The 15075-nt window shown below is 73.1% G+C and carries 11 protein-coding genes; 1 reads left to right on the top strand and 10 read right to left on the bottom strand.

Annotation, left to right across the window (positions count from 1 at the left end; translation table 11 throughout):
* Positions 1–19 precede the first annotated feature (19 nt).
* The 10 genes from murD to ACYVK7_RS23725 form a co-directional block, all read right to left on the bottom strand.
* The gene (murD, locus tag ACYVK7_RS23770; RefSeq protein ID WP_460890196.1) at positions 20–1510 is read right to left on the bottom strand and encodes a UDP-N-acetylmuramoyl-L-alanine--D-glutamate ligase; all 1491 of its coding nucleotides are present in this window, start codon (positions 1508–1510) and stop codon (positions 20–22) included.
* The gene (mraY, locus tag ACYVK7_RS23765; protein ID WP_460890195.1) at positions 1507–2589 is read right to left on the bottom strand and encodes a phospho-N-acetylmuramoyl-pentapeptide-transferase; all 1083 of its coding nucleotides are present in this window, start codon (positions 2587–2589) and stop codon (positions 1507–1509) included. Before mraY ends, murD begins: the two co-directional genes overlap by 4 nt.
* On the bottom strand, positions 2586–4034 hold the full coding sequence (locus tag ACYVK7_RS23760) for a UDP-N-acetylmuramoyl-tripeptide--D-alanyl-D-alanine ligase (protein ID WP_460890194.1): 1449 nt from the start codon (positions 4032–4034) through the stop codon (positions 2586–2588). Before ACYVK7_RS23760 ends, mraY begins: the two co-directional genes overlap by 4 nt.
* A gap of 56 nt (positions 4035–4090) precedes the next feature.
* A complete protein-coding gene (locus ACYVK7_RS23755; protein ID WP_460890193.1) occupies positions 4091–5689 on the bottom strand; it encodes a UDP-N-acetylmuramoyl-L-alanyl-D-glutamate--2,6-diaminopimelate ligase in 1599 nt (532 codons plus the stop codon).
* A gap of 219 nt (positions 5690–5908) precedes the next feature.
* Positions 5909–6982 (bottom strand): ABC transporter ATP-binding protein, encoded by a 1074-nt coding sequence (locus ACYVK7_RS23750; protein WP_460890192.1) that lies wholly within the window; start codon positions 6980–6982, stop codon positions 5909–5911.
* Positions 6979–7896, bottom strand: a complete 918-nt coding sequence (locus ACYVK7_RS23745) for an ABC transporter permease (RefSeq protein WP_460890191.1) — start codon at positions 7894–7896, stop codon at positions 6979–6981. The genes ACYVK7_RS23750 and ACYVK7_RS23745 overlap by 4 nt, the downstream gene beginning before the upstream one ends.
* Positions 7893–8876 carry an ABC transporter permease gene (locus ACYVK7_RS23740; RefSeq protein ID WP_460890190.1) on the bottom strand — a complete coding sequence of 328 codons (984 nt, stop codon included), beginning with the start codon at positions 8874–8876 and terminating at the stop codon, positions 7893–7895. The genes ACYVK7_RS23745 and ACYVK7_RS23740 overlap by 4 nt, the downstream gene beginning before the upstream one ends.
* Complete coding sequence (locus ACYVK7_RS23735) at positions 8873–9985, bottom strand: ABC transporter ATP-binding protein (protein WP_460890189.1); 1113 nt, start codon at positions 9983–9985, stop codon at positions 8873–8875. The genes ACYVK7_RS23740 and ACYVK7_RS23735 overlap by 4 nt, the downstream gene beginning before the upstream one ends.
* A complete protein-coding gene (locus tag ACYVK7_RS23730; protein ID WP_460890188.1) occupies positions 9985–11655 on the bottom strand; it encodes an ABC transporter substrate-binding protein in 1671 nt (556 codons plus the stop codon). Before ACYVK7_RS23730 ends, ACYVK7_RS23735 begins: the two co-directional genes overlap by 1 nt.
* 50 nt (positions 11656–11705) lie before the next feature.
* Complete coding sequence (locus tag ACYVK7_RS23725; RefSeq protein ID WP_460890187.1) at positions 11706–14333, bottom strand: beta-d-glucosidase; 2628 nt, start codon at positions 14331–14333, stop codon at positions 11706–11708.
* A gap of 91 nt (positions 14334–14424) precedes the next feature.
* Here ACYVK7_RS23725 and ACYVK7_RS23720 point away from each other — a divergent pair, with 91 nt between their 5' ends.
* On the top strand, positions 14425–15072 hold the full coding sequence (locus tag ACYVK7_RS23720) for a TetR/AcrR family transcriptional regulator (RefSeq protein WP_460890186.1): 648 nt from the start codon (positions 14425–14427) through the stop codon (positions 15070–15072).
* Positions 15073–15075: the final 3 nt, after the last annotated feature.

Genomic DNA, 15075 nt, shown 5'->3' with positions numbered 1-15075 from the left:
CCGCTGTCCCTCCCGCGCCTCAGTGCGTGGTGGCGAGCTCACGCACCACCGTGACGAACTCCTCGCCGCGCTGGGCGTACGAGGCGAACTGGTCCTGCGACGCGCCTGCCGGGGCCAGCAGCACGGTGTCCCCCGGCTGTGCCAGGTCCCGTGCCGCGGCTACCGCCCTGCGCATCACCGTCCCAGTGTCACCGGGATCGATCACCACGACCGGGACCTGCGGCGCGTGTCGGGCCAGCGTGTCGGCCAAGGGCCGCGGGTCCGCCCCGATGACCACGGCGGCGCGCATGCGGTCGGCGCGGGACGACACGAGGTCGTCGAACGTGGCGCCCTTGGCCAGGCCACCGGCGATCCAGACCACCGTGCCGTGGGCGAAACCGGCCAGCGAGGCCGCGGCGGAGTGGGTGTTCGTCGCCTTCGAGTCGTTCACGTACGTGACGTCGCCGACCTCGGCGACGCGCTGGATGCGGTGCTCGCTCGGGCCGAAGGACCGCAGGCCGTCACGGACGGCGGCGGCGGGCACGCCGTGCGCGCGGGCGAGCGCCGCGGCCGCCAGCGCGTCCGCCACGATGTGCGTCGGCACCACACCGCCCTGGTCGCCGAGCTGCCGCAGGTCGGCGAGGGTGCCGAGCTCCGCCGCGCTCTTGCGGCGGTCGGGGTCGTCGTGGGCGGCGTGGAACGCGCGGTCCACCAGCACGTCGTCGACGAGCCCGAGGTCGCCGGGGCGGGGTGCGCCGACCGCGAAGCCGACCGCGCGGGCGCCCTCGACGACGTCGGCCTCGCGCACCAGCTCCTCGGTCCTCGGGTCGGCCACGTTGTAGACGCAGGCCACCTGGACGCGCTCGAAGATCCGGCCCTTGTCACGCGTGTACGCGTCGACCGAGCCGTGCCAGTCGAGGTGGTCGGGCGAGACGTTCAGGACCGCACCGGCCTCGAGGGACATCGTGCGGGTGAAGTGGAGCTGGAAGCTCGACAGCTCCACCGCCAGGACGTCGAGCGCCGGGTCGAGGGCCGCCTCCACGAGGGAGCGGCCGACGTTCCCCACGGCGGCGGCGCGCAGGCCGGCCGCCCGCAGGATCGACGCCAGCATCTCGACGGTCGTGGTCTTGCCGTTGGACCCGGTGATGCCGAGCCACCGGGCGGGCTCGGTACGGCCCAGCCGGTCGACCCGCAGGCGCCACGCGAGCTCGACCTCGCTCCACACGGGGACGCCCGCGGCGAGCGCCGCCGCGACGACCGGGTGGTGCGGCGAGAAGCCCGGCGAGGCGACCAGCAGGTCGGCCTGCGCCAGCACGGCGGCCGCCGCACCGGCGTCGAGCCCGGAGTGGTCCGCGTCGCCGGCCCGGTCGTCGACGGTGACCAGCGAGGCGACGCGCGGCGTCAGGACACCCTGGAGCGACCGTCCGGTCACGCCGAGTCCCGCCAGCACCACCCGGGCCTCGGCCAGTGGCACGCGCGGTTCGACCACCCCGTAGGTGTCGCCGGCCGCGGGGCTCGGTACCTCGGTCACGAGGCGACCCACTCGGCGTAGAAGATGCCCATGCCCAGGCCCGCGAGCAGGCCGGCGATGAGCCAGAACCGGATGACGATGGTGACCTCGCCCCACCCGGACAGCTCGAAGTGGTGCTGCAGCGGCGCCATCTTGAACACGCGCCTGCCGGTCATCTTGAAGAACCCGACCTGGATCACCACGGACGAGACGATGAGCACGAACATGCCGCCGATGATCACGGCGAGCAGCTCGGTGCGGCTCAGGATCGACAGGCCGGCGAGGGCGCCGCCCAGGGCGAGCGAGCCGGTGTCGCCCATGAAGATCTTGGCGGGGTTGGCGTTCCACCACAGGAAGCCCACGCAGGCGCCCGTGACGGCGGCCGCGACGACCGCGAGGTCCTGCGGGTCGCGCACCTCGTAGCACCGCGGTCCCGCCGTGGCCAGGAACTGGCACGACTGGTTGAGCTGCCAGATGCCCACCAGCACGTACGCTCCGAACGTGATGATCGAGACGCCCGTGGCCAGTCCGTCGAGACCGTCGGTGATGTTGACGGCGTTGGACCACGCCGACACGAGCAGGTTGGCCCAGATGACGAAGAGGATGAGGCCGACGGTCGCGCCCGCGAACGCCAGGTCGAGCTCGGTGTCGCGCAGGAACGAGATCTTGGTCGACGCGGGGGTGCGCGAGTTCTCGTTGGGGAACTGGAGCGCGAGCACGGCGAACGAGATGCCGACGATGCCCTGGCCGATCAGCTTGGCGCGTGCGGTCAGGCCGAGGGACCGCTGCTTGCGGATCTTGGTGAAGTCGTCGAGAAACCCGACCATGCCGAGGCCGGCCATGAGGTAGAGCGCCAGCAGCGCCGACACGCTCGGCAGCCGTCCCGACACGAGCATCGAGGCCGCGACACCGACGAGGGTCGCCGCGATCATGACCACGCCGCCCATGGTCGGCGTGCCGCGCTTGGTGAAGTGGCCGGTCGGACCGTCCTCACGGACGAACTGCCCGTAGTTCTTGTGGATCAGGAACCGGATGAAGACCGGCGTGCCCAGCAGGGCGACGAGCAGCGCCACCGCGGCGCTGACCAGGATCGCGATCACTTGTTGTTGTCCTTAGTGGTCAGAGCCATCGACAGGTGGTCGCCGAGCTCGGCCAGCCCGGCACCGAGGGACGACTTCACGAGCACGACGTCGCCGGTCTCCAGCGACTCGTCCAGCATCGAACGGGCGGCGGCCAGGTCGGGCACGAAGATCGACTCCGACCCCCAGGACCCCTCCTGCATCGCGCCCTCGTGGATGTGATACGCGCCCTCGCCGACCACGATCAGCTGCTTGATGTTCAGCCGCACCACGAGCCGCCCGATCTCGTCGTGCGCGGCGCGCGCGCCGTCGCCGAGCTCGAGCATCTCGCCGAGCACCGCGACGGAGCGGCGGGTACGGCCCGCCATGACGGCGAGCGTGCGCAGGGCGGCCTTCATCGAGTCGGGGTTCGCGTTGTACGCGTCGTCGATCACGGTGACGCCGTCGGGCCGCTCGGTGACGGCCATGCGGTGCGGGCTCAGCGCGGTCGCGCCGGAGAGCCGCTGCGCGACGTCGGTGACGGTCACGCCGAGGCGCAGCGCCACGGCTGCCGCCGCGAGCGCGTTGCTCACGTGGTGCGCCCCCACGAGCCCCAGCGCGACCTCGGCGCGCTGCTCGTCGGCGGCGCCGGACCGGGCGACCCGGAGCGTGAAGCTCGCGCGGCCCGCCGTGTCGACGGTGACGTCCTCTGCCCGCACGTCGGCGGCCGGGATGGTGCCGAAGGTCTGCACGGTGGTGCCTGGCGCCGCCCGGTCGGCCATGGCGACGACCCGCAGGTCGTCGGCGTTGAGCACCACGGAGCCCCCGTCGACGACGCCCTCGACCATCTCGCCCTTCGTCCGCGCGATGGCCTCGACGCTGCCGAAGTGGCCGACGTGCGCGACGCCGACCGCGAGCACCACACCGACGTCGGGCGGCGCGATGCCCGTGAGGTAGGCGATGTTGCCCACCCGGTCGGCACCCATCTCGAGCACGAGGTAGCGCGTCGCCGCGGTGACCCGCAGGACGGTCAGCGGCAGGCCGATCTCGTTGTTGAAGGAGCCCTTCGGCACGATGATGGTGCCTTCCGGGGCCAGGAGCTGGCCGAGCAGGTCCTTGGTCGTGGTCTTGCCGACCGAGCCGGTCACGGCGACGACCCGGGGGCCGGCCGAGCCGTCGGCCCCGCCGCGCACCGTGGCCAGGACGTGCCTGGCGAGGTCGCCGAGGGCGGCCTGGGGGTCGTCCACCACGACGGTCGGCAGGCCGTCCAGCTCACGGGCGGCGAGCACGAGGGCCGCGCCCGCACGCACGGCGCCCGCCGCGAAGTCGTGTCCGTCCACCCGCTCGCCCGGCAGCGCCACGAACAGCGCACCGGGTCCCGCGTCGCGCGAGTCGATGATCACCGCCCCCGTGACCGTCACGTCCGGGTCGGCGTGCAGCCGCCCGCCGGTGGCTGCGGCGACCTGCGCCGCAGTCAGCTCGATCATGCCTGTGGTGTCCTCTCCTGCATGGGTACAGCTCGGGTTACGTTCCGCTGCTCGTGCTACACGTCCTGCTGAGGCCGCGCCTTCCGGGCCGCCAGGGCGGCGCGCGCCTCGACACGGTCGTCGAGCTGGTGGTCCACGCCCGCGATCTCCTGGACCGTCTCGTGCCCCCGGCCTGCGACGAGCACGGTGTCCTCGGGGCGCGCGGCGGCGATCGCCGCGCGGATGGCGTCCGCGCGGGGGGCGACCTCGTGGACCTCAACGGTACGCGAGCCGCGGCCGTCCGCCGCAGCGCCGGTACCCGACGGCGCGCCGTCCGGGCCGGTGCCGGCGAGCACCTCGGCCCGCACCTTCGCGGGGTCCTCGTCGTGCGGGTCGTCGTCGGTCACGTAGACCACGTCCGCGCCGCGGACGGCGGCGGCCCCCATGAAGGGCCGCTTTCCGGGGTCGCGGTCGCCCGTCGCGCCGAACACGACGGCGAGCCGGCCGGACGTCGTCGGGCGCAGCGCGGCGAGGCTGAGCTCCAGCGCCTCCGTGTTGTGCGCGAAGTCGACCACCACGCGCGGGGCGGTGGCGAGCACCTCCATGCGTCCGGGGACGGTGGCGCTCAGGCCCTGGCCCGCCGCGAGCGCCTCGGTCACGTCCCGCACGTCCGAGCCGCCCTCCAGCACCATGGTCACCGCGAGCGCCGCGTTGGCCACGTTGTAGCCGCCGGGCAGCGAGGTGGAGGTGCGCAGCGCGCGTCCGTCGCGGTGGGTGAGGGTGAAGGCGGAGCCGGTACCTGACGGGGCTACGTCGGTCACCGTCCAGTCGGCGTCCCGGTCCGGCAGCGTGGTGAGCGTCGCGACCGGGATCTGGGCGGCCTCGGCCATGCGCTCGCCCCACACGTCGTCGACGGTGACGACGCCGCGGCGGGCGCGGGCGGGGGTGAACAGCTCTGCCTTCGTGGCGAAGTACGACTCGAAGTCGCCGTGGAAGTCGAGGTGGTCCTGGGTCAGGTTGGTGAACCCGGCCACGCCGAACACGACGCCGTCCACGCGGTGCTGCGCGAGCGCGTGGGAGGAGACCTCCATGGCGAGGGTGCGCACGTCGTCCTCGCGCATCGCCGCGAGCAGTGCCTGCAGGTCGGCGGCCTCCGGCGTGGTCAGCACGCTCGGGAGCACGCGGTCCCCCGAACGGGTCTCGACGGTGCCGATCAGGCCGCCCTTCCAGCCGAGCGCCCGCAGCAGGTGGTCGAGCTGGTAGGTGGTGGTCGTCTTCCCGTTGGTGCCCGTGACGCCGAACGTCATCAGGTCGGCGGCGGGGTTGCCGAGCACCCAGGCGGCGACCTGGCCGAGGATCGCGCGCGGGTCGTCGGACACGAGCACGGGGACGCTGCCGCCCGTGCCGATCAGCTCTGCCCCGCGGGCGTCGGTGAGGACCGCGGCGGCGCCGCGCCCGACGGCGTCGGCGGCGAACTGCGCGCCGTGCGCCCGGGCGCCGGGCAAGGCGACGAACAGGTCTCCCTCCTGCGCCACACGGTTGTCCGATGCCGCGCAGGTGACCGCGGCGTCGGCGGGATGACCTGGGGCGATGGTGAGGCCGAACGCGACCGCGAGGTCGGAGACCTTGCGCGCTGTCGTGGCCGCCGGACGGATCCGGTCGAACGGGGATGTCACGGAGTAGAACCTACCGCTTCCGAGGGGAGGGTCCTGTCCCGTCTGTGCGACTCACGTGGTGGTTGTGGGTCGGTCCGGGCATGACGGTGGGTCGGGCCCGCTACTTCTGCGACTCGCCCGTGCGGGGCCGCGGCTCTCGCCGCTGGATCCCGGCGGGCGCAGGGCGGCCGGCCGGTACTCGCCGGCCGGCCGCTCTGCGCGTGGCGGAGATCATGAGCCCTACCGCGCCAGGAGCCCCGGTAGCTCCCCGCGCACGAGTTCTGAGGTGTGCAGGTGGCACGCCACCAGACGCCCCTCCTCGGCCTGCGCGGTGCGGCCAAGGACCGGCAGCTCGGTGCGGCACACGTCCACGGCGTGCGCGCACCGGGGTGCGAAGGGGCAGCCCGGCTCACGCTGGGACAGGTCCGGCGGCGCGCCGGGGATCCCGGTGAGCTCGCGGCGCGGCCCGTGCAGCGGGGGGAACGACCCGAGCAGACCGGCCGAGTACGGGTGTCGCGGCTGCGCGTACACGTCCCTGGCCACGGCCGTCTCCACGATCTCGCCCGCGTACATGACGGCGATCCGGTCGGCGACCTCGACCAGCAGGGACACGTCGTGCGTGATGAGGACCACCGAGAAGCCCAGCCGCTCGCGCAGCTCCATCACCTGCTCCAGGATCTGGCGCTGCATGACGACGTCGAGCGCCGTGGTGGGCTCGTCCATGATGAGCACCTGTGGCTCCAGGGCGAGCGCCATCGCGATCATGACGCGCTGCCGCATCCCCCCGGACAGCTGGTGCGGGTAGGACCGCAGCCGGTCCGCCGAGATGCCGACGAGCCGCAGCAGCTCGGCGGCCCGCTCCCTGGCCTCGGCGCGCCGCATCCGGGGCCGGTGCGCCAGGATGCCGTCGACGAGCTGGCGCTCGACCCGGTACACCGGGTTGAGCGAGCTCATCGCGCCCTGGAACACGATGGCGATGTCGCGCCAGCGGGCGGCCCGCAGCTCGGCGTCGGACAGGGAGAGCAGGTCCGCGCGCCTGCCGTCGCGACCCGTGAGCCATACCTCGCCGCCCGTGATGAGGCCCGGCGGCGGCAGCAGCCGGGTCGCCGCGTAGGCCAGGGTCGACTTGCCGCAGCCCGACTCCCCCGCGAGCCCCAGCACCTCGCCCCGGTTCAGGGTGAGCGAGACCTGGCGCAGCACGTGCGTGGGGTCGTCGCCGAACCCGTAGTCGACGCTCAGGTTCTGGATCTCCAGCACGGGGTCCGACGGCGTCGCCACCGCCGGCACCCGTGTGCTCGTCTCCGTCTGGCTCATGTCCGTGCCTCCCGCACCACCGGGGTGAACCCCACGCGCGGCCGGATGCCCCGGCGGCGCAGCGAGCGCGCGTGCAGGCCGGTGGACCGCAGGCGGGGGTTGACGATCTCGTCGATGCCGAAGTTGACCAGGGTCAGGGCCATGCCCAGCAGGGCGATGCACGCACCGGCCGGCACGAACCACCACCACGCGCCACGCTGCAGCGCGAGGTTGTTCTGCGCCCAGAACAGGATGGTGCCCCAGTTCCACTCGCTGACCGGGGTGATGCCGATGAACGAGAGCGTGACCTGGGACAGCACGGCGAAGAGCACGGTGCCGACGAACCCGGACGCGATCACGGCCGTCAGGTTGGGCAGCACCTCCGCGAGCACGAGGCGCCACGTGCGCTCCCCGTTGGCCCGGGCCGCCTCGACGAAGTCGCGCTTGCGCAGCGACAGTGTCTGGGCGCGGAGCACGCGTGCGCCCCACGCCCAGCCGGTAGCGCCGATGACGAGGGCCACGGTGAGCCCGCCGGCGGACGGCAGCTGCGCGGCGATCAGGATGATCAGCGGCAGCTGCGGGATCACGAGGAACATGTTCGACACGGCGGACAGCGACTCGTCGCCGATACCGCCGACGAACCCGGCGGTCACGCCGACGAGCACGCCGACGACGGTGGCGCTCACCCCGGCCACCAGACCGACGACGAGCACGCCGCGCGTGCCGACGACGATCTGCGACAGGATGTCGCGGCCGGTGTGGTCGGTGCCCAGCCAGTGCGCCGCCGACGGCGGGCTCAGCAGCGCGTCGCTCACCTGGTTGGGGTCGTACGGCGCGATCCACGGGCCCAGCCGCGCGAGCAGCGTGAAGAAGCCGAGGATGACCAGGCCGGTGATCACCTTGCCGTTGCGCAGGAACATCAGCCGGTTGTTCATCGGTCCTCCGTCCGGGTACGGGGGTCGAGCAGGGCGTAGGCGAGGTCGGCCACCATGTTCGCCACGAGGACAGACAGGGTGATGACCAGGAAGCAGCCCTGCATCAGCGGGTAGTCGTGGGTGGAGACCGCCTGGTAGAGCGTGTAGCCGATGCCCTGGTAGGAGAAGACCATCTCCATGATCAGCGTGCCGCCGACCACGAACCCGAGGGACAGGGCGAAGCTGGAGACCTGCGGCAGCACCGCGTTGCGGGCCGCGTAGCCGAGCATGACCTGCCGCTCCGGCAGACCCTTGGCGTGCGCGACGGTGACGTAGTCCTCCGAGGAGACGGTCACCATCATGTTGCGCATGCCGAGCACCCAGCCCGCCACGGACGACAGCACCACGGTGAGCGCGGGCAGGAAGCCGTGGTAGACGACCGAGCCGATGAACTCGCCGGTGAACGCGGGCGTCAGGCCGCGGTCGTAGCTGCCGCTGGACGGGAACCAGCCCAGGTTCACCGAGAGCACGGCGATCGTGATCAGGCCGAGCCAGAAGTACGGCACGGCCTGGAAGAAGGTCGCGACCGGCAGCAGCCCGTCGGCCCACGTCCCGCGCCGCCAGCCGAGGATCGAGCCGGCCAGCGTGCCGATCACGAACGCGATGATCGTGGCCACCCCGACCAGCCCGACCGTCCAGGGCAGCGACTGGTCCACGATGTCGGCGACGGGCGTCGGGAAGTGCGTGAACGACAGCCCCAGGTCGCCCCGCAGGAGCATGCGCCAGTACGCGACGTACTGCTCCCACAGGCCCAGCTCCTGGTCCAGGCCGAACAGGACGCGCAGCGACTGCTCCGCCTGGGAGTCGATGCGGCCCTGCATCCGGCCCATGAGAGCCGTCACCGGGTCGCCGGGCAGCATGCGCGGGATGAAGAAGTTGATGGTGATCGCCGCCCACGCCGTCAGCGCGTAGAACACGACCCTGCGCAGCAGGAACCTCATGCGGCCGCCTCCTCGGGCCCGGCCGGGCCCGTCGCGAGCCGCGCCCCGGGACCGACGTCGGGCCGGCCGCCCCGGTCGCTGTAGCCCCAGCAGGCGGCCGAACGACCGGGCGCGACCTCGGTCAGCACCGGCGTCTCGGACCGGCACAGGTCCGTCGCGTACGGGCAGCGGGGCGCGAAGCGGCAGCCGGGCGGCGGGTCCACGAGGCTCGGCGGCTCGCCGCCGGTCCCCTGGTCCCGCACGGCCGCCGCGCCGGCGCCCGCGAGGTCGTCGGGGTCCGGCGCCGAGGCCACCAGCAGCCGCGTGTACGGGTGCAGCGGCTCCTGGGTGACCGACTCGCTGTCGCCCGTCTCCATCACCTGCCCGGCGTAGAGCACGGTGGTCCGGTCGGCGAAGTAGCGCGCCGACGCGATGTCGTGCGTGATGTACAGGATGGCGATGCCGAGCCGGTCGCGCAGGTCGGCCAGCAGGTTGAGGATGCCGAGGCGGATCGACACGTCGAGCATCGAGACGGGCTCGTCCGCGAGCAGCACCTCCGGGTCCGCGGCGAGCGCCCGCGCGATGGCGATGCGCTGCCGCTGTCCGCCGGACAGCTCGTGCGGGTACTTGTCGACGTACCGCTCGGCGGGCGTGAGGTGCACCCGCTCCAGCAGCTCGGTCAGCGCCGTCTCCAGCTCCTGGCCGCGCAGCCTCCCGCCCGTCGGGTGGTCGCGGTGCAGCCGCAGCGCCCGGGTCAGCGTGTAGCGCACCGGGTGCACGGGGTTGATGGAGGCGAACGGGTCCTGGAAGATCATCTGCACGCGTCGCACGTAAGCGCGGAAGGCCCGCCTGCCGCGCACCCGGGCGTCGGTGCCGTCCAGCAGCACCTGCCCGCCCGTGAGCGGGATCAGCTGGGCCAGCAGCCGGGCGACGGTGGACTTGCCGGAGCCCGACTCCCCGACCACGGCCAGCACCTGGCCGCGGTGGAGCTCGAGATCGACACCGTCCACGGCGTGGATCGCCCGGGCGGGCGAACGGCCGGCGACGCGGCGTCCACCCGCCCGAGAGTGCCCCGCCCGGAAATGCTTGGTGAGGCCGTGCGCGGCCAGCACCGGTGCGGTCGTACTCATCAGCCGTCCGCAGGCTCGAGGTTCATCAGGATCTGGGCGGCCTGGACCCCTGTGGGCTGGGGCTGGTTGTACGGGTCCTCCTCGGACGGCCAGCCCACGTAGTTCTGCGTCGAGTACTGCGCGGTGGCCGGACGGGTCCAGATGGCGATGCCCGGCACCTCCTCGACGAACACCTTCTGGATGGTGGCGAGCGCCTCCGTGCGTGCGGCGTCGTCAGGTGCGGCGGCGTAGTCGGCGAGCGCCTTCGTGGCGTCGTCGTCCTGGAAGCGGCCGAAGTTCCACGTGGCCGGCTCACCGAGCTTCTTGTACTGCGCGCCGTCCATGATGTCGGCGTACATGTCCCAGGGGGTGGCGCCGCCGTCGGTCCAGTGCAGGGTGGCCTGGAAGTCGCCGCCCGGGATGATGTCGGCGAACCAGCCGTCCTGGTTGACGGGGTTGACCGTCGCGGTGGCCCCGAGCTCGGCGGCCGAGTTCTTGATGAGGTCGAGCGCCGTCAGGTAGTCGTTCCAGCCGGCGGGGTTGACCAGCTCGAAGGTGACCTTCTCGCCGTCGGGGTCCATGAGCGTGTCGCCGTCCCAGGTGTAGCCGGCGTCCTTCAGGAGGGCACGTGCGCCCTCGACGTCGACCGCGAACTCCTGGCCGGCGTGGTCGGCGGCGACGAGCTCCTCGCCGGCGGGCAGGGGCAGCCCGGTGACGCTGGTGAGTGCGGGGTTCACGCCAGAGGTCGCGACGTCGACGAGCTCCTGGCGGTCGATCACCATGTTGAGCGCCTGCCGGAACGCCTTGTCGTCGAACGGCTTGGTCTCGTTGTTCAGGTAGAGCACGTCGATGCCGAGGCCGCCGGCGGCGTACTGGTTGTGGTGCTCGGGGTCCTGGGCGATGTAGACGTTCTCGAAGTCGGCGATGAACGTCCAGCCCCACTGCGCCTCACCGGTCGTGAGCGCGGTGGTCAGGGCGTTGTTGTCGTTGTACGACGAGTAGCGGATCTCGGGGACGGCGGGCTCGCCGCCCCAGTAGTCGTCGCGGGCCACGACGGTGGCGGCCTGCGGGGTCCACGACTCGAGCGTGTACGGCCCCGTGCCGACGGGGTCGGGGTTGGTGTCGGTCGTGGGGTCCTCGACGTCGGCCCAGATGTGCTCCGGCACCATGACCAGGTCGTACAGCTTGGACTGGTTGACGTACTGCCCGGCGCTGAACGTCACGGTGACCGTCGTGCCGTCGGTCTCGACGGTGTCGTAGGGCAGGGCCGCGGCGTTGAGGGCGTCGAAGTCCTTGCGCAGCTGGACGGAGAACGCGACGTCGTCGGCGGTGAACTCCTCCCCGTCCGACCAGGTGACGCCGTCGCGTGGCGTGATGACCGCCTCGGTGTAGTCCTCGTTCCACTCGATGCTGTCGGCGAGCCAGGGGGCCGGCTCCTGCGACGGACGGGCCTGGTTGCGCATCATGAGCGGCTCGTAGATCGTGAACGCGTAGCCGAGCGACAGCGCGGACGAGCCGGTGGCGAACGGGCTGTGGTTCTCGGTCTGGACACCGTTCGGCATGCCGACCGTCAGGGTCTCGCCGCCGCCGGCCGCCGTGGTCCCTCCGCCGCCACCGCCGCCGCAGGCCGTGGCCAGCAGGGCGATGCCTGCCGCGGCTGCGGCCGCGGCGACGTGCTTGTGAATCCTCACGGTGTGCCTCCTTGCACTCCTCCCGCGTGTGCGGGACGGATGGTGGGTGTTCAGTGGGTTCCGGCGCCTGGGTCGTCCCCTGGCCGGACGGTCAGCTCGTTGGTCAGTCGCAGGTCCGCCACGGACCTGCCGGTGCGCAGCCGGTAGGTGCCCGGCGGTGTGGTCCAGCCCTGGGTCCGCGGGTCCCAGACCTGGAGCGCGCGGGGCGCTATCCGGACACGGACGGTGGCGCTGCCCATGGCGGGGACCTCCGCGGTCGCGAAGCCGCCGAGCCACCGCACCGGGCGGCTCGGACCGCCGTCGGGCGCCTCGACGTACACCTGGACCACCTCGCGGCCGGCCCGGCGGCCGGTGTTCCGGACCGTCACGTACACGGTCAGGGTCGCGGGGGCGTCGTGCGCCTCGCCCCAGGCGAGGACGGCGTCCTCGTACTCCCAGGTGGTCCAGCCCAGGCCGTGCCCGAACGGCGCGGCCGGCGCGGGTCCGGCCGGCTCCGCCTCGAGCCGGCGTTCCCAGGCCCGGTAGCCGATGTCGGTCCCCTCGGCGTAGTCGACGACGCCGTCCACGGGGCGCGCGTGCGGCACCGGGACGTCCTCGAACCGCGCGGGGAGCGTCCAGGGCAGGCGCCCGGACGGCTCGGTGACGCCGGTCAGCACGTCGGCGAGCGCCGTGCCCGCCTCCTGCCCGGGCAGCCAGCCCCACAGCACGGTGGGCACCTCGTGCAGCCAGGGCAGCAGCACCGGCGCTCCCGCGTTGACGACGACGACGGTGCGCGGGTTGGCCGCCACGACGCGGCGCACGAGCTCGTCCTGGTTGCCGGGCAGGTCCAGGTCGGGGCGGTCGTAGCCCTCGGACTCGACCTCCGCCGTGGTGCCGACGAGCACCACGGCGACGTCGGCAGCCGCCGCGGCCTCGACGGCGGCGGCCAGCTCGTCCTCCGGCGACGGGCCGGGCAGCCGGTGCACGAGCGCGGCGCGTACGAAGTGCCCGTAGCCCACGGCGTGCACCACCTGGAGGGTCGCGTCGACGGCGGCGGTCCCGCTCGCCGCGGCGAGCGCCGCGATCGGGTGGTTGTGCCCGGAGGACAGCACGATGTCCTCGTTCACCCGGGTGTCGCCCGCCGCGATCTCCGCGTCGTCCACGAGCACCCGGTGCACGCCGACGGTGCCGACGCCCAGCTCGTGTGCGCCGGGCTCGTCGAGCCGGACCCTGGTGCGCAGGCGGACGGCGTCCGCGTCCGGCCGCACGTCGTGCAGCCAGCCGGTCCACTCGCCGGCCGTGTACTCCTCGAGCGTGCTGCCGTCGGCGGCGAGCAGGCTGACGTGCAGGCCGGGCCCGCCCGTCATGGGGTCGGTGCACCGGCCGAGGTCGAGCTCCGGGGGGTTGTGCAGGGCACGCGCCCCCGCCAGCAGCGTCACCTCGGAACCCTGCGGCAGCGCGGCACGCAGCTCGTCGGCCGGGTAGGTGAGGCGGTCCGGGTGCACGAACGACGAGCCGCCCCCCTGGAAGAACGGCTCGACGGCCGCGGGGCCGAGCAGCGCCACGCGCACGGGGCGGGCCCGGTCGAGCACGAAAGGCACCAGTCCAGCGGAGTCCTTGAGCACGACGACGGAGCGTGCGACGAGCTCGCGCAGGAACCGCTCGGCCGACGGCCCGCCGGGGGCGCCGGCGGCGTGGTCGATCGCGGCGTGCACACCGGCGGCCGTTCCGCCCGCGCCCTGGCCGGCCTCGCCGCCGGGCAGAGTGAGCCGGCCCGTGCGGCGGGCGAGCCGCAGCAGGCGCAGCACCTTGTCGTCGAGCTCGGACTCCACGACCTCACCGGAGCGGACCGCGTCGAGCAGGCCGTCGCCCCACGCGCCGTCGGGCCCGGGCATCTGGAGGTCGAGTCCGCCGCGAACGGCAGGGACCACGGACTGGGTGGCCACCCAGTCGCTGACGAACAGGCCGTCGTAACCCCACTCCTCCTTGAGGAGGTCGACCACCAGCGGCCGGTGCTCCAGGAGCCGCGCCGAGACGCCGCCGGTGTCCGCGCCGTTGTAGGCGCCCATGACCGACCACGGGACCACGTCCCGCACGAGCCGTTCGAACGGAGCCAGGTACGCCTCCCGGAGCGTCCGCTCGTCGAGGCGGGCGAGGTAGCGCGTGCGCTCCGTCTCGGAGTCGTTGGCGACGTAGTGCTTGACGCACATGCCGACACCGTGGTCCTGGGCGGCGCCCACGAGCGCCACCGCGATCTCGGCGGTGAGGTGCGGGTCCTCGGAGTAGCACTCGAAGTGCCTGCCGCCCACGGGCGTGCGCTGCAGGTTGACCTGCGGGGCGAGCACGACGTCCACGCCGTGCCGCCTGGCCTCGGCGGCGAACAGGGCGCCGGTGCGGCGGGCCAGGTCCAGGTCCCACGTGGCGGCCAGCGCGGACGGCGCGGGGAGCATCGCCGACGTGCCGCCGGCAGGACCTCGTACGCCGACCGGGCCGTCGGACATCACCACCGCTTCCAGCCCCAGGCGGGGCACGGCGGTGGTCGCCCACATGGAGGCGCCCACGACGAGCGACACCTTCTCCTCCGCGGACAGCTCGTCGAGGAGGCGGAGCAGCTCGGGCTCGGGGGCGGTGGCCACAGAGGCGATGGCCTCTGCGGTGGCCTCTGCGGTGGCCTCTGGCGTGATGGCCTGCGATGACAACATGTTCTCCGTTCAGCGTCGGACGGCTGCCACGCATTCAACCACACTTACTTACTGGTTAGTAAGCCAGTTCACCCCGTATCGTTGGGGCATGTCCGAAGCGACCGAGCAGGCTGCCCCGAAGGCCAAGCGACCCACCCGCGCGCACCGGCGGGAGGAGATCCTCGCCGCGGCCACGCGCGTGTTCGGGTCGAAGGGCTACCACCAGGGCTCGCTGGTCGACGTCGCCGCACAGGTCGGCATCACCCACGCCGGGGTGCTGCACCACTTCGGCAGCAAGGACAAGCTGCTGTGGGAGGTGCTCGAGTACCGCGACCGCGTGGACGTGCAGCACCTGGAGGGCAAGCACATCCCCGGCGGCATCGATCTGTTCCGGCACCTGGTCACGACCGCACGCCTGAACGCCGACCGGCGCGGCATCGTCCAGGCGTACGCCGTGCTCACCGGGGAGTCCGTCACCGACGGCCACCCTGCCTCCGGCTGGGTGGCGCAGCGGTTCGCGGTGCTGCGCGGCGAGATCTCGCAGGCGGTGCGCGACCTGGCCACCGAGCGCGACGTCGAGCTGCCCGACGGCGAGGCCGAGCGCGCCGCCAACGCGGTCATCGCCGTGATGGACGGGCTTCAGCTGCAGTGGCTGCTCGCCCCGGAGGCCGTCGACCTCGCGGAGGCCACCAGGTTCGCCATCGAGTCGGTCCTCACCGCCACGCTGGGCAGCCCCGTGCAGATCACGGGCAGCTGACCC

It is taken from the genome of Promicromonospora xylanilytica (assembly GCF_054782895.1).
Note: the sequence above shows the minus strand (reverse complement) of the source record. Positions and strands in the feature narration are given on the sequence as shown.

Coding starts and splice junctions, on each gene's coding strand:
- ACYVK7_RS23760 (WP_460890194.1), bottom strand. CDS start 4,034: ATGATCGAGCTGACTGCGGCGCAGGTCGCCGCAGCCACCGGCGGGCGG.
- ACYVK7_RS23750 (WP_460890192.1), bottom strand. CDS start 6,982: ATGAGCCAGACGGAGACGAGCACACGGGTGCCGGCGGTGGCGACGCCG.
- ACYVK7_RS23745 (WP_460890191.1), bottom strand. CDS start 7,896: ATGAACAACCGGCTGATGTTCCTGCGCAACGGCAAGGTGATCACCGGC.
- ACYVK7_RS23740 (WP_460890190.1), bottom strand. CDS start 8,876: ATGAGGTTCCTGCTGCGCAGGGTCGTGTTCTACGCGCTGACGGCGTGG.
- ACYVK7_RS23735 (WP_460890189.1), bottom strand. CDS start 9,985: ATGAGTACGACCGCACCGGTGCTGGCCGCGCACGGCCTCACCAAGCAT.
- ACYVK7_RS23720 (WP_460890186.1), top strand. CDS start 14,425: ATGTCCGAAGCGACCGAGCAGGCTGCCCCGAAGGCCAAGCGACCCACC.